At 34.4% G+C, this 23,211-nt stretch carries 20 protein-coding genes; 7 read left to right on the top strand and 13 right to left on the bottom strand.

Features of this window, described 5'->3' with window-relative positions; translation table 11 throughout:
- Positions 1 to 195 precede the first annotated feature (195 nt).
- The 6 genes from ACQKN4_RS01610 to ACQKN4_RS01585 form a co-directional block, all read right to left on the bottom strand.
- Positions 196 to 765 carry a manganese efflux pump gene (locus ACQKN4_RS01610; RefSeq protein WP_079559596.1) on the bottom strand — a complete coding sequence of 190 codons (570 nt, stop codon included), beginning with the start codon at positions 763 to 765 and terminating at the stop codon, positions 196 to 198.
- 170 nt (positions 766 to 935) lie between these two features.
- Entirely contained in the window at positions 936 to 2,654 is a 1,719-nt protein-coding gene (locus ACQKN4_RS01605) for a methyl-accepting chemotaxis protein (protein ID WP_427481887.1), read from the bottom strand.
- 354 nt (positions 2,655 to 3,008) lie between these two features.
- Positions 3,009 to 4,007 carry an HD domain-containing phosphohydrolase gene (locus tag ACQKN4_RS01600; RefSeq protein WP_427481885.1) on the bottom strand — a complete coding sequence of 333 codons (999 nt, stop codon included), beginning with the start codon at positions 4,005 to 4,007 and terminating at the stop codon, positions 3,009 to 3,011.
- A 12-nt stretch (positions 4,008 to 4,019) separates the two neighbouring features.
- The gene (locus tag ACQKN4_RS01595; RefSeq protein WP_427482142.1) at positions 4,020 to 4,406 is read right to left on the bottom strand and encodes a methyl-accepting chemotaxis protein; all 387 of its coding nucleotides are present in this window, start codon (positions 4,404 to 4,406) and stop codon (positions 4,020 to 4,022) included.
- Complete coding sequence (locus tag ACQKN4_RS01590) at positions 4,358 to 5,314, bottom strand: protoglobin domain-containing protein (RefSeq protein ID WP_427481883.1); 957 nt, start codon at positions 5,312 to 5,314, stop codon at positions 4,358 to 4,360. The genes ACQKN4_RS01595 and ACQKN4_RS01590 overlap by 49 nt, the downstream gene beginning before the upstream one ends.
- A gap of 23 nt (positions 5,315 to 5,337) precedes the next feature.
- Entirely contained in the window at positions 5,338 to 6,831 is a 1,494-nt protein-coding gene (locus ACQKN4_RS01585) for a helix-turn-helix domain-containing protein (RefSeq protein ID WP_427481881.1), read from the bottom strand.
- A gap of 1,182 nt (positions 6,832 to 8,013) precedes the next feature.
- Here ACQKN4_RS01585 and ACQKN4_RS01580 point away from each other — a divergent pair.
- A complete protein-coding gene (locus ACQKN4_RS01580) occupies positions 8,014 to 8,886 on the top strand; it encodes a glycine betaine ABC transporter substrate-binding protein (RefSeq protein WP_079559592.1) in 873 nt (290 codons plus the stop codon).
- Positions 8,887 to 9,339: 453 nt separating this feature from the next.
- On the opposite strand, the gene ACQKN4_RS01575 is transcribed toward ACQKN4_RS01580, so the two are convergent.
- The 5 genes from ACQKN4_RS01575 to ACQKN4_RS01555 all read right to left on the bottom strand — a co-directional run bounded on the left by ACQKN4_RS01575 (position 9,340) and on the right by ACQKN4_RS01555 (position 14,491).
- A complete protein-coding gene (locus ACQKN4_RS01575; protein WP_427481878.1) occupies positions 9,340 to 9,717 on the bottom strand; it encodes a hypothetical protein in 378 nt (125 codons plus the stop codon).
- A gap of 196 nt (positions 9,718 to 9,913) precedes the next feature.
- On the bottom strand, positions 9,914 to 10,300 hold the full coding sequence (locus ACQKN4_RS01570) for a hypothetical protein (RefSeq protein WP_427481876.1): 387 nt from the start codon (positions 10,298 to 10,300) through the stop codon (positions 9,914 to 9,916).
- Positions 10,301 to 10,925: 625 nt separating this feature from the next.
- Entirely contained in the window at positions 10,926 to 11,486 is a 561-nt protein-coding gene (locus ACQKN4_RS01565; RefSeq protein ID WP_427481874.1) for a hypothetical protein, read from the bottom strand.
- Positions 11,487 to 12,021: 535 nt separating this feature from the next.
- On the bottom strand, positions 12,022 to 12,639 hold the full coding sequence (locus tag ACQKN4_RS01560) for a thermonuclease family protein (RefSeq protein WP_079559587.1): 618 nt from the start codon (positions 12,637 to 12,639) through the stop codon (positions 12,022 to 12,024).
- A 112-nt stretch (positions 12,640 to 12,751) separates the two neighbouring features.
- Positions 12,752 to 14,491 (bottom strand): ABC transporter ATP-binding protein, encoded by a 1,740-nt coding sequence (locus tag ACQKN4_RS01555; RefSeq protein WP_427481871.1) that lies wholly within the window; start codon positions 14,489 to 14,491, stop codon positions 12,752 to 12,754.
- Positions 14,492 to 14,827: 336 nt separating this feature from the next.
- Here ACQKN4_RS01555 and ACQKN4_RS01550 point away from each other — a divergent pair, with 336 nt between their 5' ends.
- From ACQKN4_RS01550 to ACQKN4_RS01540, 3 genes are read left to right on the top strand one after another with little or no spacing between them, the layout of a single operon-like run.
- Positions 14,828 to 16,258 (top strand): ABC transporter permease, encoded by a 1,431-nt coding sequence (locus tag ACQKN4_RS01550; RefSeq protein ID WP_427481869.1) that lies wholly within the window; start codon positions 14,828 to 14,830, stop codon positions 16,256 to 16,258.
- A gap of 14 nt (positions 16,259 to 16,272) precedes the next feature.
- Entirely contained in the window at positions 16,273 to 17,769 is a 1,497-nt protein-coding gene (locus ACQKN4_RS01545; protein ID WP_427481867.1) for an ABC transporter permease, read from the top strand.
- A gap of 16 nt (positions 17,770 to 17,785) precedes the next feature.
- Positions 17,786 to 19,579: an ABC transporter substrate-binding protein gene (locus ACQKN4_RS01540; protein WP_079559583.1), complete on the top strand. Its 1,794-nt coding sequence runs from the start codon at positions 17,786 to 17,788 to the stop codon at positions 19,577 to 19,579.
- A gap of 607 nt (positions 19,580 to 20,186) precedes the next feature.
- Here ACQKN4_RS01540 and ACQKN4_RS01535 read toward each other — a convergent pair.
- Positions 20,187 to 20,768, bottom strand: a complete 582-nt coding sequence (locus ACQKN4_RS01535; protein ID WP_079559582.1) for a phosphatidylglycerophosphatase A family protein — start codon at positions 20,766 to 20,768, stop codon at positions 20,187 to 20,189.
- A gap of 112 nt (positions 20,769 to 20,880) precedes the next feature.
- Here ACQKN4_RS01535 and ACQKN4_RS01530 point away from each other — a divergent pair, with 112 nt between their 5' ends.
- The 3 genes from ACQKN4_RS01530 (at position 20,881) to ACQKN4_RS01520 (ending at position 22,629) form a co-directional block, all read left to right on the top strand.
- Positions 20,881 to 21,600, top strand: coding sequence for an alpha/beta hydrolase (locus ACQKN4_RS01530; RefSeq protein ID WP_079559581.1), 720 nt, complete (start codon positions 20,881 to 20,883; stop codon positions 21,598 to 21,600).
- A gap of 81 nt (positions 21,601 to 21,681) precedes the next feature.
- A complete protein-coding gene (locus tag ACQKN4_RS01525; RefSeq protein ID WP_079559580.1) occupies positions 21,682 to 22,197 on the top strand; it encodes a YjcG family protein in 516 nt (171 codons plus the stop codon).
- A gap of 3 nt (positions 22,198 to 22,200) precedes the next feature.
- On the top strand, positions 22,201 to 22,629 hold the full coding sequence (locus ACQKN4_RS01520; protein ID WP_079559579.1) for a GNAT family N-acetyltransferase: 429 nt from the start codon (positions 22,201 to 22,203) through the stop codon (positions 22,627 to 22,629).
- 130 nt (positions 22,630 to 22,759) lie between these two features.
- On the opposite strand, the gene ACQKN4_RS01515 is transcribed toward ACQKN4_RS01520, so the two are convergent.
- Positions 22,760 to 23,008 carry a stage VI sporulation protein F gene (locus tag ACQKN4_RS01515; RefSeq protein WP_386827010.1) on the bottom strand — a complete coding sequence of 83 codons (249 nt, stop codon included), beginning with the start codon at positions 23,006 to 23,008 and terminating at the stop codon, positions 22,760 to 22,762.
- Positions 23,009 to 23,211 lie beyond the last annotated feature (203 nt).

Here is a 23,211-nt window from a genome sequence, read left to right as displayed (position 1 = left end):
CATTCTCAATTGAATCTCTATTACCAAGAATACGTGTTAATGCCAGTGAATGTCAACAACAAATCCAAACTTGTCCTCAATATGTCAAAATTACCTTTAAAAAAGAAAATATCACATGAAAAACATGTGATATTTCCTATTTTTAATAGAAAAGCCTCTTTCTATTCATTAATCTCAACTAGAAATCTAGTATATTCAAGAAATCATTTCAATGATCCCTATAATAATTAGTAACCAACCCGAAATAGCGGTTGAGTGTTTTCCTATGAATGTCTTTGTCAGTAAACCGCCAAAGTGAACACCCGCGCCTACTGTTATGAACGAAAAGAAACCGATAGAAATTACTGTCCATATTGCAGAAATACCATTGGCTCCAAGTGCTATTCCGCCGGCTAAACAGTTGGCTGATAAGACAAAGCCGAGCGTCATTGCTTCTCTAAATGAAATGATATAATTTTTATCCTCATCAAATACTTCAGGGTTCTCTAATATTCCTTGTTTAGATAAGCGACTAGATAATAAAGTCCATATCCCAATAACACAAAGCAAAAGACTTCCTATTAAATTTGCGAAATCTGGAGAGACATAATCAATAACTACGCCCCCAGCTGTAACTGCAACGTATGTGACGATCATTGAAATAAGGGCAATAACCGCATTGGATAATACGGGTATTTTCACTCGCTTAATACCATAAGCGAGACCAATTCCTAAATTATCTAAGTTGGCAGCTATCCCAATAAGAATGATGGCTATCCAATGCATTCCTTTCCTCCTCAATAAACTAAAATCCATTCTCACATATGATATGAAAGGAAAAATTTTTTGTTCATTCATACTTTGAATGGAATTGCTTACGGAGGGAATGGGATTACCCGCGGGAGACTTAAATTAACCTTATTCAACGTCTTGTCACGCGGGTACTATTTCCTATTCTATAGCTTGAAATTATTTAATTGTTGAGATATTTTTTCAGCGATACTTGCAGTTTGAACGGATGATTCTGCTACATGCTGTATAGCTTGTAATGTTTCTGAAATACTATTTGCTATTCCATTTGAATGATCTGATGATTCTATCGCGACTGTAGATACATTTTCAATCGCTTTTTGTATTTCTAGCATAGAGTACTTCATCGTTCCAACAAATGTTGTCACTTCAGTTATTAATGTATTAAAGTACATAGCATCTTCTTCATATTGAATTCCACTGTTTTGGAATAGTTCATAATCAGGTGTTACTTTATCGTCTATAAAGTGTAATAAATCTTGAGCATTAGTAGATACATTCTTAAATGCTTTTTCTACGTCACTTGTAACAATTTGTATTCTTTGAACGGTTTCAGATGATTGTTCAGCTAATTTTCGTACTTCGGCAGCAACAACTGCAAAACCTTTACCTTGCTCTCCTGCTCTGGCAGCCTCGATCGCTGCATTTAATGCTAACAAATTCGTTTGATCTGCAATATCTGCTATTGTGTCAGACATTACTTTTACTTCAGATACGATTTGTCCGGCTTGAATCGCTTCTAAAACTAACTTTTGTTTGTCATCATATAGATTACGAGCTGTACTAAATGCTTGAATAGCTGTTTCTTTAATATCAATGGCTCTCTCTTTTACTTCTTGTGAGAAATTAAGACTATATTTGGTTTTCTCATTTAATTTTTCCGTACTATCAAGCACTTCAATTGCAGTCGCGTTTATTTGCTCAGTTGTTGCACCTAATGTAGTACTTCCCATTGCGACTTCCTTTGAGTTTGTATCAATTTCATTCATTGAAGCAGTAATTTCCTCAATAGTTGCACTTAAATTTTCACTTAAACTTCCCATTTGTGTTGAGGTACTATTCACATTAGAAACAAGTTCCCGAATATGTGTAACAGAATGGTTCAAACCTTGCGTAATTTTCCCAAGATCATCTGGATATAATACCTCAGCATGTCGCGTTAAATCACCATCTTCAACCCCAGATACAACATCCTGAATATTGGAGATTGCTTTTTTAACATACCTACTTAAATAGATTAGAATACTTATACTAAATAGTAGAGCGATAAGCATAATAATACCGTTTTGATACAACGTTCTCTTATATGTACCATTATTTTTTTCATTGCTCAATTCGGCACTTTTAATAGTTGTTGTTTCTAATTGCTCCATCAAATCATCTCTTTGCCTTTCTTTTTCAAATAGCGGTTCTAATAATACATTGGCATCCACTTCTGTCGCATCAGAGGTAACTTGTTGAAAACTGGATTCTAATATATCTTCATAACTTTGATTTACTTCTTCCAAATACTTGAGTAATTTTTTTTCTTCACTACCCATGTTTACTTTTTTTAAATCTTTAAAGGATTGACCAATTTCTTCTTCAATAGTTGCGATTTCTTCATAATATTGAATTTTTTCATCTATATCTTGTGAGTAAAAGAAAATTTTGAACTTTAGATTCGTTATTTTTTGCTGATTCGTTGAAATGTTACTTAATAAATAGATAGAAGTTAAATTTTCATCATATAAGGATGTCGCATTATCATTCATTTTTTCAACACCCATTATGCCAGTAAACCCTATAATGACAAGTGCAACTAACACAATCGAATTGAATATTCCGAACTTCCCAATCAAAGATGCATTTTTATAAAACTTCATTTATCTCTCCACCTTAGATACATTTAATTTATATTGATAATAAAATTGGTTGATCGCCATAACCTAATGTTGATTTCCGTTCCGACTGTGCGATTCCCTATGGTATCGGTCCAACACATTTTATCTGTGCGAAAGCGTAGCGAAGCGACAGCAACAACAACACGATATTGGTCAGAGGACGTTTATCACAGGAGGTGTTTCCTCTATTGCTAATTCCAAAGGGGTCGCCTAGTTGTAACGAGAATCAACTTATATAAATGGCATCTAAAATTTCTATCAACCTAATTGTTTTTAACAAAAATGATTAATTATGGAAATTATACGTTACATTTCCCCCTATATATCCAAATCGGATTACAGAAAAATACTATCTTTTTGAATAACTTTTTCGATAAACACTTCTACTAATTTAGGGTCAAACTTAGTACCCTTCTGTTCTTTTAAATAAGAAAGAGCTTCTTCCTTTGTCCAAGCTTTTTTATAAGCTCTATCACTAACTAAAGCGTCGTAAACATCTACTATAGATATTACTCTCGCTTCAAGAGGAATTTCTTCTCCTTTTAACCCCATTGGATAGCCTGTTCCATCCCAGTTCTCATGATGATATTTAATAATATTCTCTGCTATTTTTTTGTCATCAAAAACTTTATTGTTCATTTCATTAGACAGTTTATTCAATACATCTACACCCATAAGAGGATGCATCTTCACTATTTTTTTCTCATAGAATGTTAGTGGTCCAGTTTTATACAGGATTGATTCTGGTATTCCCGATTTTCCTATGTCATGTAAAACACTGTATTCTATAATTTTACTAACATACTCTAATGATAAATTATAAGTTCTATCTTCAAAGAGGCTTAGCAACAATTCCTCTGCTAAATTTTGCACGTTCAAAAGATGTTCTGCTATATTTGCATCGCGCATTTCACTTGATAGGGCTAACAACTGAAATAGCTCCTTTTGCTCTACTTTCTTCTGATTCACTTCATCTATCACTAGTTGTTCTGCTAAGCGCATAACTCCTATATAATAAATAATTTCTTCTATTTCAATTGGCGTAATCGTTATGAATGAGTATCTTAGCTCTAAAGATTTGTTAACATGAACCATTGCCCCAGACCATGGCAGTCCTTTTTTCAATGTACTTTTTATCGATTTATACATAACAAATGGCGTTACTCTCGATTTTAAACTTTCAACTGGTAATCCAATAAGAAATTCTCTTTTACAGCCGGTAATCGTTTCATATTGTTGATTAACATCGATAATTAATTGATTTTCATCAACAATTACAACAGCATCACCTAGTTTTAAATAATATGTTAATTCCTTCGGTATTTTTTCACACATTTAGAAGACCCCTTATCCATTGTTTAATTCATTAGCAAAACTAGCAAGTCGGTCAGCCGACAATGCAACTTCTTCAAATGCTTTACCTAATTCATTGACAACATTAGCAAAAACATTAATCTCTTCTTGTGAATGTTCATTATTTTTTTGTGTTTCTTGCATAGATTGTAATATTTGCTCAAAACATATGTCTGTTTGTTTCATAATTTGTTCCCCGTCTTGAACAGATTGATTAATCATGTCCAGTGAAGCTGATAACTTTTCTACCTTAGATACAGTAAATAAAATTAAATGAGCTACATTTGAGACTGATTTTTTTGTTACTTCTGATAATTTTTTAACTTCATCCGCTACAACTGCAAATCCTCTTCCATCTTCGCCGGCCCTTGCTGCTTCAATTGCTGCGATAATAAATTAGTTTGATCTGCTATTTTCGTTACAATATCAATAATGCCTTGAACTTCCTTCGTTATCTTTAACAATTCTTCTATATCATTGGAGATTATTTGAACAGCCTCATGAACATTCTTCATATTGCTATCCTGTCTACTTATTTGAAATTTCCCATTTTGAGCTCTCTCCTCTGCTAAAGCAGATAACTCCCTTCCATCATTCGTAATCTCCACCATTTTTGTGCAATGAATATGTAATTCATGAAATGCTGCGTTAGTTTGCTCTGAAATTGATGCTAAATTTTCAGTAGAATTCATAACTTGAATTTTAGTCTGTTCCGCCTGTCCATCTAACTTTTCTTTAATTCTACTTATCTCTCTATCATATTCTTCAAGAACAACTTGTTGCTCTAAATTAAATAGTTTTGAAAGTGCTTTTACACTAGCATAATAAAATTCTTTTTCAGAAATATTCTTTTCGATCATCTCAATAATCGTTATAAACAAATTTTGAAAAGCACATAAATACCATTTTGTCTGGAGACCAATTTTCACATGCATTTGTGCTATTCTAGTCCTTTTCAAAAAATATTTATCATTAATTATTCCTGAAAACATTTCTAAAATATGTGATTTTAAAGTCTCCTTCAAAGCATCTACCGAACTATTATTATTAATTAGTGTTAGTAGAGATTCTTCCAAACTGAGATTCTTGTAAAAAAGATTAACAATATCATCGATTTTTTCTTCTACAAATGGCTGTAAGTTTTTAATTACTTGTAGCTCTTCTATTGAAAAATGAAGCATTGTTATTTGTTTCTCTACTTCACTACCCTTTTGAATATCCATTTTTATAGTACTTTCAAGTAATATAATGCCGTTTTCTATCTCTTTCTTTTTACTTTTCCAAAACATGAATCAACCTCCATTAATTTTCTTTACACTTCACTTAATAAAGTTTTCAATAATAACTTATTTTGGTGTTGATACTTAGTAAAATAGATTTCGTGTAGTCTTTTAGATAACCTTTCATAATCGCTTCTTGAAGGAACTGAATTCCATACAAATATATCTTCGATGTCTTTTTTAATAGTTAAGTATAAGCGATCCGTTATAATTAACTCCGCCTCTTCATCTTTAGAACATAACTCAACATGGATAAAGACACGTTGTATTTGATTGAATAAATAGGGAGCATCATTTATCATTGAAAATATCTTTATTTTAATGGTATCTTTATTGACAAAATCAATTGTTTGTTTTAGTAATTTATGATATCGGCCAATTAATATTTCCCTGCGTTTAAATACGATGTCGAAGGCCTGATTTTCCATTAGACGATCATAAAACTGATTCATGATTTCTATTTGTGCCGTTTCATGCATTTCTAATCTCTTTTGGTAAAGATCTTCTTTAAATAAAGTAGCTGGACCAGAAAAGGTTAAAATATAATAATGAAGATGTAGTAAATTTATAAAGAGTGCCCCATATACTTCTACATCTAAATTAACGGAGAAATGCTCCATGAATACTTCTATCCAATATAAAGTTGCTTGTACAAATAATTCCTGATTATGATGCTGTGCAAAGTTCATCAATAAACTTACTGCATTATCCGTTTTATGATAACGGCGCATACAGCTAAAGATGGAGAATAAAAACATTGTTTCTAATTCAATTTCTTCATCTGATAAATCAGTAAATTTTCTAAATATATGCTGTAATTTTCCCGATAATTGCTCATAGTTATGATGATGGTTCGTAAAGTTTGCATACATTGGATGATATTCGATTAGGCAACCTAATTTTGCGCGTGATAAGCAAATGGCTAGCCAATATAAAACTTGTTCGGAATAGGCTATGTCTACTTCCTTCATTATTTCCAATATTTCTTCTCTTGAAACTAGAGTAAATGGCCACTCTTCTCCCCAATACGAATTCCAGTAGAACAAGAAGTAAAAATAACGAAATTGCTTTTCTGTCCCTTCAAGACTCACTTTTTCATAAGACGTATACTTCAATTGAAACTGATCTAACAAAGGCTTAACTTTTTTTATTCTTCGATACATGGATGCAACGCTTGTAAAGTTTTCCAAAACAAACGTATTGACATCATAAAATTTATTGTAAAAAATCTCATTAAAAGCTTTATAGGTTAATGAGTTTTGTAAATAATATCTTTCAACAGTCTTCATAGAAAAATTATCTTTATAAGTTAATTGAAAATACTTATGCTCTTCTTTTTGGATGACAGCAGATTCAGTAATGAACTCTAAATCAATTGCTATCTCATTCATTATTTTCAAAATTGTTCTTTCAGAAAGATCCATCGTCTGGGATAATTCTAAACTTGAAAAAAGCCTCTGTTCATCGTAAATGTGATGTAGAATATTCACCTTTTGCAAAGGTAATCGATCCAAAAAATTATACATAAAAACACCTCAATGCCTTCACCAGTAAATCCTAGCAGTGTCACAACTATTAATTTTGAAATTAGATAAGCTTTTTTAACTCTTTCAATACATTCAATTCCCGTTTTTCACGACACTAAACATGTGAAAACATTTTTTCAACACTACTCTAGATAATAAGAGCTGCCAATAAGACAGCTGTTACTGATTATTTCACTTTCATTAAATACTCTTTTAAACAACAAATGTGGTTTATTTTCATCAAATTTACTCATTTTGTACAACCGTGAAAAAAGCCTCTTGTTTTCAAGGTTAGTTACACTATATCAGGCATTTTAAAACAAACAAAATCACTTTTTGTTCGTTTTTGAACATATTTTGATAATTCCAAAATTCTTTGTTTTTGGGAGTTAAATTTTATTTTCATCTCCATACAAGTTCATCTACTGGAATCCATTATAAGAGGTTGTTTCTCAACGCTTTTTCCTGAAATTTTACTAGCAAAACCCCTCATACTTAAGTGTAGAATAGAACGTCCTAAGCACTTTCAAAGTGAGCTAAGCAAATAGCTCTTGAGTAAGCAAAAGGCTTTCACCCGTTCGTTTAAAATGGAAAAAGAGGCGTATCAAATTACCGATACATCCCCTTCTTGGTATGAATTATAAAGGAATTGCTCGATACATGAACGCTGGAATTTGAGAGCATGTTAAGTTTTTTTAGTACAAAGATTTTCTTAAATAAAATACGTATGCTTAAATTAAAAATCGAACTATAGCATTATCGATAAAATTATTAAAATCAATATTTGTTAGTTTCCGAACATATTTTGATAATCTTTTTTCTTGCAAATTTTAATTCGTTCAATTTCAGCCCCATTCTGTACTTTTGAACTCAAAGGATGTTTGATTTACCTCAATATCGTGAAATGTATCAAACATCTACGAAGTTCCTTTCTATTAAACTTTTACTTCTTTTGCATCGGTAAAAACGCCAAGTCCTGTGGATTATCGAGCTAACCGACATTGCGTCGGCCCTCATGCGCCTAAGCTCAAAGCCCATTTCGGACGCAATTATGCCGAGGCATAATTGATAATCTACCTATTGAAGTCGATTTGACAAAAGTAACAACCTTTTGATAACTTTAAGTTGTTACTTGTTAATTTTTAGATACATATCATCCTATATTAAGGAAAGGGAGATCTTATGAGATTCAATAAATTAATGAAGATAGGATTGGCTTTTGCAGTCATGTTCGTATTAACTGCTTGTGGCTCAGGTGGTGAAGACACGAAAAATAAAGACAAAAAAGAAGTGAACTTAGCCTATGTTGAGTGGGATACTGAAATTGCTTCAACAAACGTAGTTGGACAAGTTCTAGAAGATTTAGGATATGATGTAACACTAACACCACTAGATAACGGGATTATGTGGGAGGCTCTTGCCAAAGGAGAGGTTGATGGCATGGTGTCTGCTTGGCTACCACAAACGCATGCCCCTCAAGTTGAGAAGTATAAGGATAAAATAGACGATTTGGGTAAAAACCTAGAAGGTGCAAAAATTGGCCTAGTTGTCCCTAGTTATATGGATGTAAATTCTATCGAAGATTTAACAGATGAAGCTGGTAAAACGATTACTGGCATTGATCCAGGAGCAAATATGACAGCTACTACGGAAAATGCTTATAAAGAATATAAAAACCTAGAAGGCTGGAATGTAGTTACCTCATCTGGAGGGGCAATGACAGCAGCTCTTACTCAAGCGATTGCGAAAAATGAAGAAATCATCGTGACAGGTTGGTCTCCGCACTGGAAGTTCAACGCTTTTGATTTAAAATATTTAGACGATCCTAAAGGTATATACGGAACTGAAGAATATATTGGTACATTTGCACGTAACGGATTGAAAGAAGATAATCCGGGAGCGTATAGTGTTCTTAAAAACTTCCACTGGACTTCAGAAGATATTGAAAGTGTTATGTTTGATATTATGAAAGGCGCTGATCCTAAAGAGGCAGCAAAATCATGGATCAAAGACAACGAGGATAAAGTTTCAGAGTGGACAAAAGATGTAAAATAGTACAAATGGCAAGTTTTATAAACTCGTCTAGCGATTTTACATATGAAGAATAGCGTTAAAACAACAATACCTTCTGCACTTTAGTTGATGATAATTGGAACGTAAGATTCTATCTTTAGAATTAGGTCAAACATCAAAACCTATTTCCTTTGCAGATTTCACCTAAAAAAGTCGATTTCCAGAGCATATGGAATCGACTTTTTTTATATCGCAATTGTGTGAGAAGTTGAGCATGGAGCACATATTCTATGAAAGCGTTTTGGTTCAAATTATTTACTTTTCCATATAAAACGCTTCACACCTAATATAACGAGTGATACAATGATGCCTCCAATAATCATCATACCAATAGAGATTAAGGTGCCAATTCCAGGCACTGATTCGTGTATAAGTCCGTAGATGGATTTTTTAGTTTGGTTATTTGTAAGTGCTAAGATATACTCTTCATAAATTTCATATGAATGTCTTCAGCCAATCATCAAAGGATTTTTCCAAGTTTTTTTCTAGGTTATCCTCTGAAGAATCTAATTCCAATTTATATAAATAGCAAGTTTCCCCTGCTACAGTACCAGTTTTTTTGGCCACATCTAAAATACCATCTTGGTAATAAAACTCCCACACGGTTTCACTTACTTGGTAAGCTATTACTGCATGAATGATTTCATAATTATCAGTAATTCTATCAATATGATAATGATCGTGTAGAAACATAGTATATTCAGATAGTTCATATTTAAATCGATCCAACATTTTTGATGCTAACTCTTCAAAAATATTCGTTTCCATACGAACAGAGTACATAATTTCACCTTTAGTAATCTGGGTCGACACATCTTGAATTGAATTTCTTTTTGAGAAATTCCTCAATAAATTCTTGAATCTGAAGAATATTCACAGAAGAATACTCCTCCAACAAATATATATGATATTTTAATTTCAATTATTTTTCCTCACTTTATGTAGTCACTGAGACCGATTCCTTATTAGCTTCTAAATAAAATATAAACTCAATTCAAATAGCATTAATTTATTTGCGTTGTAATTTTTTAAATCTCTTATCATATTTAGCTCTATTCAAAAAATCCTCATACCAGTATGCATATAAGTCGTGACGACCTGCCTTTTGAAAGATACTTAAGATCTCTTTTTCAGTGGAATTATATCGAAATTCCAACTCCTGAGCTAAAAGATAAGCTTTATGATATATTTCTGCTGCTTGTTCGAAATCCTTTAAATCCACATATAAATGACCTAATCGAACTAATCCACTTGCTTCTATTTCTATTGGATACTCATGTTGTTTTAAATGTTTCAATAATAGTTCTATTGCTTTCTGTTTAAAGTGAAACAAACTTAAAAACTCAATCTTCCATAATAACCTATTATATCGTTTAAATGATTTTTTCATTTTCATTTTCATTTCACCAACTATTTACTTTTTTGAATGGAATTCTTCTGTGTCGAACTTAAAATGTAGATACATATAGATACCCAAACAAAATAGTTAACAACATTAAAACGAACGAATAAATTATTTTCCTAATTGTAAAAGGTAAATACGTAACGACTACCCAAATTATATTCACCCAAAAAGGTGCACAGCTTATTGTTGAGTTAGGATTTTCTGAATTCGACTCTTTCATAAAAATACCCATTATCACGCTTAATAATGTAACCGAAAATAGTAGACCCGAAATAATATTAGCTTCATCCATAATGTAAAGACCTTTTGCATATGTATCCTGATAGTAGAGCTATTAATAGTTCTTCTAACATTGTGATAATCTCCCTTTTTAAACCTGATGTTTTAACTCAAAAGATCAAGCTCTAAATACAATTGAATCGCAATAAAGGTGAAAATCACCAATACAATCAACAGGTGATCAAGCCCCATAAGCCTGCTTTTTTATTGATTTTTTTATAATGGATTAAATAAAGCTCAACCATCCAAATAATCCAAAGAAAAATATAAATCATAAAGCTGTTTTTTCTTTTGGCTGTTTTCGTATACTTTGTTGTTTCCTATTGTTCTGAAAATATTATCTAAGTAAAGATGAAAAGGATGAAACAGCATAAACTATCACACCAATACCTATGAATACCCCCAGCATTGTGATTTTTCTCAAATTACCCGATTCTTTTTGCATCTCTTCGTAATATTTTGCCGCCATAAATACACCCGTCATCATTAAGAGCGCACAAGATATATACGAAACGATGTTCGTGCCATTATTCTTACCGATAGCGTTTGTTAGTAACGCTAATGAGTTTATAAGAGTCAGAAATGAAAAACTTGGTTTTTCATTCGATTCTAATTTTCTACTTTTCTTTTTCGACACTTTATAGTCATGGTTCACATTTTCTAACGATACATACTCCCCAACGATAGCTTCTACTTGTTCCGCATATTTTTTCCGAACTTTAATTATATAAAACACTATGTATACTTCATCGTTTTTTTTCGAGCGGAATCTATTAGACGATTGCTTTAAAATGTCTTTGATTCCTATTTCAAACGGAATGTTACTGCTCTTTATGTGTTTAAAAATTGCCTGGACATTATCTCCTGAATGACCGACTAATATTTTCTTTTTAAACAAACTCAGCACCTCTTTGTAGGCATATTTATAGCCGTTAATCATGATATCTGGTCGTTAAAATGTTACGCATGCGTCATATGTGTAAGATGCAATAAGCTGCCATTTTCATCTTTCACGCCTAGCACATCATCACGATAGTTTGAGAGGTACTGTTAAGGTACTCCTTTATATCATTGAGAGTGGGTATCCGTTATCATCGTAAACATAACTTTTTACTGCGTAATTATAAAAATTTGATATATCTCCAAAGACATCCAATATATATTATCACTGTTCTCATCTGCAGTTTAACGGAAATATATAGATGTTAATTTATTCATATTATTAATAACGTTCTTTGCTTTTGTTGTAAGTAGAATTTAGTTGAAGTAAAGATAAAATCCATTTATTCAGCTTTTTAACCAAAAATAAAAGTAAAGCCTGTTGACAAACTCTACAAGCTTCACTTTATTTTCACCTCTTTATATTAGAGAAAGGACTGTCCTCAAAAGGCATTTTTCATAGCCTTTTGGGACAGTCCCTTGTTTGTTAACCATTATTTTAATACTTCAGGATGGAAGCCATCTTTTTGGAAGTAATTTTCACGTGACCAAATATTTAATTTTTCATTTTCTGCAGCTTGCTGAATGTCTCTAAATTCATCCTCAAACGTATTGTTTGGTTTATGGATAAAGCGCACTGCTGCAAGTCCTTCTTTTAGTAAGGATTCCTGTAGCATTACATCATCAATAAAGACATAGGCTAATAAACGATCATAATGATCTGTTTCTGGTCCAACATCGTAAACCGCTTCAATCTTTTTGGCGTTTTGTAGCAATTTAATCGTATAGTCCCTTGCCTCTTCAGCATAAGGCTGTGCTTCACCCTTGTTATAATTCATTTCTGGTGTATCTACCATCAATAGGCGAATTTTTTGTTTCTTGCCATTTATTGTCGTCTGAATCGTATCACCATCATATGCTTTAATATAATCTACATCAAAGCGCTTATTTCCTGTTTTTTCTTCAACCTGTTCAATAGAAATAGTACTATCTTGGTTAGTTGATGTTGTATCCTTCTCCTGGGCTGGTGATCTGCCAAAAATCATATACAATGCAACTGCAATAATGATTGTACCACTCGTAATTAACGTTTTTATATCTTGCATTTTCATGTAGTAGTTCCCTCACAACTTCATCTTTATTACATTTTAAGGAAGATTCTAAAAGAATCCTTAAAAGTTTCACGATGTTTCTATTGTAAAATATCAGGCTACTACATTCAAGCTATGTAGTTGCAACAGCAACCCAATGGTTTGGAGAAACTTCAACAAGCTGACTATTTTCTATTTCATAGTGTGTTTGTTTGTCTTTGTGCTCGGTATCCATATATTTTTTCTTTTCGATCGCAGGATCTGGAATTGGTATTGAGTGTAATAGAGCTTGTGTATACGGATGCTTTGGATTGGTGTACAGCTCCTCACTTTCTGCAAGTTCTACAATCTTCCCTCCATACATGACTGCTACACGATCGCTAATATGTTTAACCATAGACAAATCATGAGCAATAAATAAGTATGTCAATCCTAGGCGCTGCTGTAAATCCTTTAACAAGTCTACAATCTGCTTTTGAATAGAAACATCAAGGGCTGAAAGTGGTTCATCACAAACGATAAAATTTGGCTCCACTGCTAATGCTCTTGCGATGCCAATACGTTGGCGTTGTCCACCTGAAAATTCATGCGGATAACGCATTGCATGTTCTTTGTTTAAGCCTACAAGTTCAAGTAATTCCTCCACACGCTGATGACGCTCTTCATTCTTTTTAACGAGTTTATGAATATCTAGAGCTTCCCCAATAATATCTACTATTTTTTTTCGAGGATTCAACGAGGAATATGGATCTTGGAAAATAATTTGCATATGACGCCGCATTGCTTTAAGTTGCTTTTTCGTTAGTCTTGTAATTGGTACACCTTGATATAAAACTTCTCCATTCGTAGGCTGATGAAGCTGTAAAATTGTTCGACCTGTCGTAGATTTTCCTGAGCCCGATTCACCTACCAAACCTAACGTTTCCCCTGGATATATATGAAATGACAAATCGTTGACAGCCTTTACCATTTGACCATGCCCTAATGTGAACTCCTTTGAAAGATGTGTCACTTCGATTAATGGTTTATTTTTATCTATTTCGAGCTGTACATTCGTAATTTGCTTAGGCTGCTTTTTCTCATGGAGCTTTGGTAATGCATTCAATAGTTTTTTAGTATAAGGATGTTGAGCATTTTCAAAGATTTCCTCTGTTGTACCTTGCTCAACAATCTCCCCTTCCTTCATAACAATAATTCGATCACACATGCCAGCAACAACACCTAAATCATGGGTAATTAATATGATTGAGGTACCCATCTTTTTTTGCATGTCTCGCATTAATTTTAAGATTTGCGCTTGAATAGTTACATCAAGGGCTGTAGTCGGTTCATCTGCAATTAGTAAAGATGGTTGACAGGCAAGTGCCATGGCAATCATAACACGTTGGCGCATTCCTCCTGAAAACTCATGCGGATATTGTTTATATCGTTCCTCTGCATTTCGAATCCCTACAAGCTTTAATAACTCTATTGTTTGCTTATAGGCCTCAGCTTTGGACATTGACTGATGCTTTATTAAACTTTCAGCTACTTGCTCTCCAATACGAATAGTTGGATTTGTAGATGTCATTGGATCTTGAAAAATCATACTAATATCTTGTCCGCGGATTGTCTCCATTTGTTTTTCGCTCAATGAAGTAATCTCTTGTCCTTTAAACAAAATATTTCCTGACTTTAGAAATGAAGGTGGTGATGGTAATAGACGCATAATTGAACGAGCCGTTACACTTTTCCCACTACCTGACTCTCCTACAATTCCGAGTGTTTCACCTTTATTTAAATGAAAATCAACGCCTTTAACGGCTTCAAATTCTGTTTCTCCCGTAATAAAAGATACACGAAGATCGCTTATTTCTAGAAGCTTTTCACTCATTCAATCCATCCTTTTGTAAATTTTGTGATTGACTTAATTATTTGTATAATCCATACTTTACAATACTGATAGGAATTATACAATATAATTATAATCAATTATGCCTCGGCATAATCGCGTCCGGAATCGGCTTTGTGCTTGCACAAAGAACTCCTTTCCGATTTCCGTGACATCCGCCGGAGGCTTTAACTTCTTTCTACTGAAAGAAGCTGAATCTTTCATCCTGCAATCTGTTCAATAGGGCCTTACAAAAATGAGTCGGCTACAACGCGTATGTTGATGCTGTTTTGTCCTCACTTTAGAATCTATTATTTTATTTACGTCTGGAGGAAATGCATGGTTATTTCAAAAGATCATTCTACAACTAAGGAACATGTATTCTTTTTTTCAGTTTATCAAAAGCTCATGCACCATAAGCCTTACAATGTGCTACTCTTTCTTTTAAGTATTTTAGTACACCCTTTTACATACTTATCTTATCGGAAAAGAAAACATTCAAATCAATACCGCCAAGCTTTTGAGCTACGAAGTCAGTATTACAAAGAAAAGGGTTTGTTCGCACAATGGCAATTTAAATTTGCTGAGCAAGAATTAGCCAAAGCTAAGTTCTTTCATGAATTTGTGTCAGAAAAACAATTACAAAAAACTGCTTCGAAATTAGCAGATTCAAAAATACAGCAGTTAGTAGAGCAAGATTTTTTGAAGGATGGTTTAGAAGATCCATCCTATTTACAATTTTTTAGTCAGCAACTTAAAAATAAAAACTTCGTTGCTCTTACTTTTTTACCAGCTGTTTTATTTTATGTAGTCCTTCTATTGTGTGCGAATCCATTTCTACAATTTATCATTGAACGAATACTACAGAGTTTCATTGTTATTGTAGGTGTCGCGACACTAGTGTTTACAATTTTGTATTTATCGCCATTCGATCCAGCGAGAAACTTACTTGGTGTTGCGGCAACGCCTGAGCAAATTGCTAACTTTAATCATATTCATGGTTTGGATCAGCCGTATTTATCTCAATTATGGAATGCACTATCCGGTCTCTTCACATTTGATTTAGGTACTTCCTTTGCAGGGAAAGAAACTATTACACATAGCATTGTAAACAAGTTTCCTGTCACACTTGAAATAGCCATCCTATCACTATTAATGGCTATCGCTATTGCTATTCCGGTCGGCATTATTTCCGCTGTTCGTCCAAATTCATATTTGGATTATACATTTATGTTCATCGCCTTGATTGGATTATCCATCCCCAGCTTTTGGCAAGGCTTACTATTTATTTTAACATTTGCCTTAAAGCTGCAATGGTTCCCAGCTACATATAATCCTCAAAACTGGCTTTCTTTAATAATGCCGATTATTGTCTTAGGGACATCCATTACGGCTTCCATTGCCCGTATGACCAGATCCAGTATGCTTGAGGTGATACATGAGGACTACATTATTACAGCGAGAGCTAAAGGCTTGAATGAATTTAAGGTGATTTCAAAGCATGCTATTCGCAATGCCATGATTCCTATAATTACAGTGATTGGACTTCTCTTTGGTGGAATGTTAGGTGGGGCATCTGTTACAGAAAAAGTTTTCAATATTAGTGGTATCGGTAGCTATATTGTTGATAAGCAGTTTATTCCGGACATTCCAGCTATCCTCGGTGGGGTCGTCTATATTGCTATTACAATTTCGATCGTAAATTTATTCATCGATATTATGTATGCCTTTTTCGATCCACGCATTCGCTCGAAAATGAAGAAGTCTTAAAGGGGGGATCACCCGTGAAAAACAGCTTACATGTCAAACTACTTTTGAAGATAACACAGGAATATGTCAATTCACATTTTACACTTGTCTTTTCCTTGCTATTTTCTTTATTGTTTCTAGCATATAGCTATAATTTTTCTACTCAAAGTTGGCGACCAATCGTCTTAATCTTTTTTGTCATTTATGCAATTACCACAGCTTATGTTGGTTTCCTGACTTTACGCATTAAACAGGATTTAGCAAGCTATAGTGACATACGAAAAAGCACTCGATTACTTGGTTATCCACTGTTATTAACAATTGTTTCAGGTAATATTTTTTCTACATCTTTTGCTTTTTTACTTATTTCAAGAAGTAAGACAGCTGAATATACTTTTGCTGCTTATGCTTTGATCACTCAGCTTTTTATTATCGGTATTTCAGCACTGAACTTATTTAAACCGTACGTCACAGATACTTATTTACTTGCAATGGGTCTTTTCTTACTCCTTGCAATCTTTTATATCGTGATGTTAATGCTATGTACAAAATTTGTGACTTCCGAGGCTGCGCCAAAATGGATGCTGTTACCTGGTATTTTGTTGCTTATTGCTTCATTGACTGGCAATCTATTTGCCACATTGCTAGGGTATAGCCTTATTCAAAAAGCTCGAAAGGCGAATCCCTCTACAATTGAAAAATGGCAAAGAATTTGGGAAAAGATTTTACGCAATACGATGGCCGTCTTCGGATTATTTTTCATAGTGCTAATGTTTTCTTTGTCCGTAACAAGCTCTTGGACATTTGACTATGACTTCGCTATTGAAAATAACTATGGGGCATTATTACAAACACCTTCGTTAGAATATCCGCTAGGCACCGATAATTACGGGCGTGACCTATTTTCTCGCATTGTTTTCGGTGCACAAATATCGCTTATTGTCGGATTTTTCTCAACAATTATACCTGCATTAATCGGCGGAACCCTTGGAGCATTTTCTGGTTATTACGGGAAAGCGACTGACAACATCATCATGCGAAGTCTTGATATTTTATATGCCATTCCTGGAATTCTACTAGCTATTGCTATTATCGCAGCGTTTGGTGCCAATACTATGAATTTAATTATCGCACTAAGTGTTGGAGCCATTCCAACTTATGCTCGTACTATGCGCGCTAATGTAATGCAGCTCTCTAATTTCGAATTCGTAGAATCAGCCAGAGCTTTAGGAGCATCTGATGCTGCAATCATTTTTAAACATATTGTCCCTAACTCGTTAGCACCGATGATTGTCAAAGCAACATTAACTATTGGTGGTGCTGTGATTTCAACAAGTAGTTTAAGTTTTTTAGGGCTTGGCATTGAGCCACACATTCCTGAATGGGGCAATATCCTAAAAGTCGGTAGTACGTACCTGGAAACACATTCCTATGTCGCTATTTTCCCAGGTCTTTGTATTATGCTTCTCGTTCTCTCCTTTAACTTTTTAGGAGATGGGTTACGAGATGCTTTAGATCCAAAATCAAATTAATAATGGAGGTTCTTACATGAAAAGATTACTTGTATTCTTATTCATTGCCGTCTTAGCATTAGCAGGCTGTGTACAGACAAAAACTGAAGTAGAAGGTAGTAAAGATTCAAAAGAGAAAGGTAAAAAGACAGTTGAAGTATTAGGGATGGCCGCTTCTGAGGAAGATATGAATATTGTTCGAGATCAACTAGTTAAAAATGGCTTTGAAGTTAAACTAAATATTCAACCTGATTATGGTTCATTTTCAGCACAAAAAGATGCTGGCAATTATGATTTAGCTCTTTCTAGCTGGACAACAGTAACAGGAAACCCTGATTATGCTGTTCGTGGTTTGTTTAAAACGGGCGGTGACTATAGTATTGTATCTGATTCAAGTTTAGATGCGCTCATCGAGGAAGCGAGTACGTTGACAGGTGATGCAGCCGCTGCAAAATATAAAGAATTAGAACAGCTTTTAGTATTCGATCAAGCTTATATTGCTCCGTTATATATTTCAAATAAATATCAAGGCATTTACTCTGAATTAGTAAACCCAAAAACTGTACATCTACCAAAATCCCGTGCGCAAGTATGGGAAAATATCGAATTCAATGATTCATCCAAAAATGCAACTGAACCGTTGATTTTACATCAAACAATAGATTCGTTAACATCTCTTGATCCTATTAAAGGGAATGACGGTTCTATTAATACATTAAATACGAATATGTATGTACGACTTGTAAACTTAACAGATACAGATGAAGTCATTTCTGATGGTTCATTATCTTATAATCATGCTATTGCTGAAGGGAACCAAGAATATTATTTCATTTTACGTGATGATCTTAACTTCGCTGCTGTAAAAGATGGTACTGCCGTTGATACAGGTGAATTGGTTTCAGCAGAAGACGTTGTATTCTCATTAAATCGTGCAAAAGATTCAAAGTCAGTTCCAGACCATCGCACATATAGTCTTCATGAAAATATCGAAACAGTCGAAATCGTTTCTGACTTAGCTGAATTACAAAAGAAAAAAATTGCAGGCTCTGATCAGTCTGTATTAGATGCATTATCCCAAAACCTCCCTGCTTCTGTAACGCAATTAGCAAAAGACAAAGGGACTGTGAATAATGCAGCTGGAGCATACCAAGTCGTTAAAATTACAACACCAACACCATTCCCACAAGTGTTAAATTATTTAGCACACCAATCTGGTGGTATCGTTTCTGAAAAACAAGTAACAAGCATTAACACATATGATGTAGCAGCCTATAATCCAGACAAGGATATTGCCTATGGTGACCAAGCTACGGTGACGGAAGGCACAGCAACATACAACAACCATCTTTACGCTAGTGGTCCTTACATTCTTATAAAGAAAAATGATTATGAAGCACAATTTGTGAAAAATCCTGCCTACCGTGTAGGTAGTGAATATGAACCGAAGATCGCAAAAATTAATGTTCGTTTTATCGCTGATAACGATAGTGCATTATCAGCATTACGTAATGGTGAGATTCATGTACTTCAGTCAGTACCAGAAACAAAGCTAGACATTGTAAAATCTGATACGAAACTAACGTTAAATACTGCTGATAGTAATGCCGTATCATACCTACAAATGAATACATCTGGTCGCCCTGTTTCAGTTTCAGTAGACCTACGTAAAGCAATTCTTTACTCTATAAATCAAGATGAATTTATTAGCTATTATCAAGGCAATAAAAAACCTGCTGTATCCACTGTTTCACCACTCATTAATACTGGATTGAAGCTTGAAGCAGACAGTAAAAAGGTAAAAGAATATTTAAAAGCCTATAACGATTAATTATCGGTATACAAAACAATTCATAGACACTAAATAGGCAGAGCCTCCTCAAATTATCGAGGAGGCTCTGTTCGTATTGTTAAAAAATGGTTAATAAATTTTTCTGAATGTTGTCTTGTAATTCCCGTTTTATTTATCACTTATCACTTTAAAATTGGACGCGTCATAAGGTACATGATGAGTGAAGTGGTTGATTGGAGTGGAGACTGAGCGACTCCTCGGGGATCAGCGATATAGAGGAACGAAGGCTAAAAGCATCACGTCCTGTGATAACGCCTTCGTGACCAACATCGTGCTGTTGCTGTCGCTGCGCTTTCGCACAAACAAAACCAAAACCCTCTGCTGCCGCTACGTTGCACTCACGCTTTCGCGCAAAAGACATCTGTTGGCCCGAGACCCTGCAGCGTAGCGGATGTTTTCTGTGCGAAAGCGTAGTGCTAACGTAGCGGCAGCACCAAAAGCGGCTCATTGGAACGCCCCCAGGAAAGCGCTCAGTCGGAACGGAAATCAACCCCTCGCTTTGCCAAAAAGCCCTATTTTATTTACAACGTAAACAGAGCCTCCTCATATTATTGGAGAAGGCTCTGTTATCTTTATTAATACTCTTTTAAATTTCATGATGTGATTTTGGTTTTGGTCCTAGATCTTCGGGCTCAATATCTGCAAAGGTCTCGCCCTCTTCCTCCAAATCACGCATACGATGGGCAATACGTGATGCGGCAGAAGCAGCAATACTGCCAACTAAATCATCTAAAAACGTATTTACATGATGTCCAGGTTCTGTGTCCAACTTCTTAATAATACCGATTTTTTGCTTATCTAAGTGACCGAAAGTTGTTACCGCTATGCTACCGTATGTAAAAACAGATCCAAGTGCGATTGTTTCATCCACACCAAATAACCCCTCATCGGATTCAATAATTTGCTGTAACGGTGCCGACAATAACTTTTTCTCTGCAAGTTCATCTAATTCAATCCCTACTAATAAAGCATGTTGAACTTCACGCTTACGTAATACACGCTCGACAGAATGAATACAGTGGTCTAATGTTAAACCTTCATTATAGGATTTTTGCATTTCATAAACGATTTTAGCAATATCCTCTAGCGATACACCACGACGAATGAGTGCAGCTTGAGCTGCCTTCGCTACTTCTTCAGAGTGTATGCGAGTACTTTTATCATGCATAACTATCCCTCACTTCGATTTGATTGCTAGAATAGTGCTAGCCCAACCTATTATACCTTTACTTTAGCTATATGGTACAATTTCGATACAAACATGAGAAGGAGTGTCATCAGTGGATAAGGGAACTGTACAAGATTTAAAGTTCTATAGTGAAGCTTTACAGGAGGAATTATTGCTCTATATTTATGTTCCTGCAAATTATTCTCCACTATATAAATATAATATTTTAATTGCATCAGACGGCAAAGATTATTTCCAGCTTGGAGGTATTACAAAACTTGCTGATGAACTTATCGATGACTATGAAATCGAAAATTTAATCATTGCATTCGTTCCTTATAAGGACATAAAGGATCGACGTGTTAAATATATTCCAAGTGGAGAGCAACATGAAGCATATCTTCGTTTTTTAGCACACGAGCTTGTGCCCTATTTAGACACTGAATATGCAACCTATCAAATGGGAATGGGTCGTGGAGTCATTGGTGACTCAATGGCTGCTACCGCATCTTTAATGGCCGCATTAAAATATCCAAGTATTTTTGGCAAGGTTATTTTACAATCACCGTATGTTGATGAAAATGTTTTGCAAGCTGTAGAGAATTTTAAAGATCCAGGCTCAATCTCTATTTACCATATTGTTGGAAAAGAAGAAGATAAAGTTGTCACAATGGATAAAACCATTAAAGATTTTTTAACACCAAATCGTCAGCTTCATAATCTCATGTTAGACAAAGGATTTTCTTTATTCTATGAAGAGTTTAATGGCAATCATACATGGAAATATTGGAAACCTGATCTACGTCGCGCATTAATTGAAAATTTCAATTAATATAGGCGAATCAAATTACGAAATCGGAAATTTCTGTTATACTTAAATAAAAAATTGTTTACTTTCGGGAGGTAATGGCCTATGAAGTACGGTATTGTGGCATTTCCATCAAAAAAATTGCAAGATTTAGCGAATACGTATCGCAAACGATACGATCCTCATTATGCGAAAATTACTCCGCATATTACATTAAAGGACAGCTTTGATGCGACAGATGATGATATTCAATCTATTATTAAGCAATTAGATGAACTTGTTGCCAACTATGCACCTTTAAACGTTCATGCATTACGCATAAGTTCATTTTTCCCTACAACAAATGCGATTTATTTCCGCATTGAACCAACTGAACAATTAACAGCATTCCACCAAGCACTTGAAGAAAAAGTACCTTTTGGTGAGTCAAAACATGTATTTGTACCACATATCACGATTGCTCAAAAAATGACGGATTCCGAGCATGATGACATCTTTGGGCAATTACGTATGACAGGCGTTGACGAAAAAGATACAATTGATCGTATTCATCTTTTATACCAATTGGAAGATGGCTCATGGACAACATATGAAACATTCCGATTGTCAGGAGCTGAGTAATCCTTGTACAACGTTAAGATTGTGGAAACAGCAAAAGAGCACGAGGATGCGTTCGCAGTTCGCAAACAGGTTTTTGTTGAAGAACAAGGTGTGCCGCTGCATTTAGAATGTGATGCTGAGGATGCATCCGCAACACATTTTATTATGTACGAAGACAATGATCCTGTAGGTGCTGCACGTTTACGTAATATCGTGGACGATGCTGCAAAAATTGAACGTGTCTGTATTTTACAAGATCAGCGAGGCAAAAAACTAGGTGCTTTAATTATGAAAGAAATGGAAAAGTACGCTATTTCAATAAATAAGAAAAAACTAAAACTCCACGCACAAAGTTATGCTATTCCTTTTTATGAAAAGCTTGGCTATGCGGTAACATCTCCCGAATTTATGGATGCTGGTATCCCACATCGTGCTATGGAAAAAACGATTTAATTTCTTTCACCTCAAATCGGTGTTACGAAAATGCTACGGCATATCGTAACACCTTTTTTATTTTTTCTACAAAACTTTAAAGGTTGATTTATAAATGAAAGTCCATTTAACCAACCTTTTAAATATCAAATTATTTCATCATTTTAGTAATTTTATCGAAGTCTAGTGAAGCACCATCTTGAATAATAGATTGAACTAACTTATCTTCAAGCTCTTGCGTAATTTGTCTATTGGACACCTTACTTACGCGTCGTACGATTTTTCTTACTTGTTTTTCACTTTTAAAATCAGCATGTTGGATTGCATTTGCTAATGCGAAGATCTCATCCATCGATACCCCAGTTTTTTGTTCAATTGAATTAAAAAACCCGCGATTCATGTTCCCCCTCCTATCAGTTAAAATTAATTTATTTCCATTCATATTTTATGCACAAAACATTCAAAAAATAGTGAAGGCTTTAAACTTTATTCAGATAATAAAGCACTCTGAAGAAAAGCTAAAGCCTCTTATCGACTGTCACATATCAATTATGCCTCGGCATAATTGCGTCAGGAATCGGCTTTGTGCCTGCACAAAGAACT

This window comes from Lysinibacillus sp. NPDC093692 (assembly GCF_050280125.1).
Taxonomy (GTDB): Bacteria; Bacillota; Bacilli; order Bacillales_A; family Planococcaceae; genus Lysinibacillus.
This window is presented reverse-complemented; position numbering and strand designations above follow the sequence as displayed.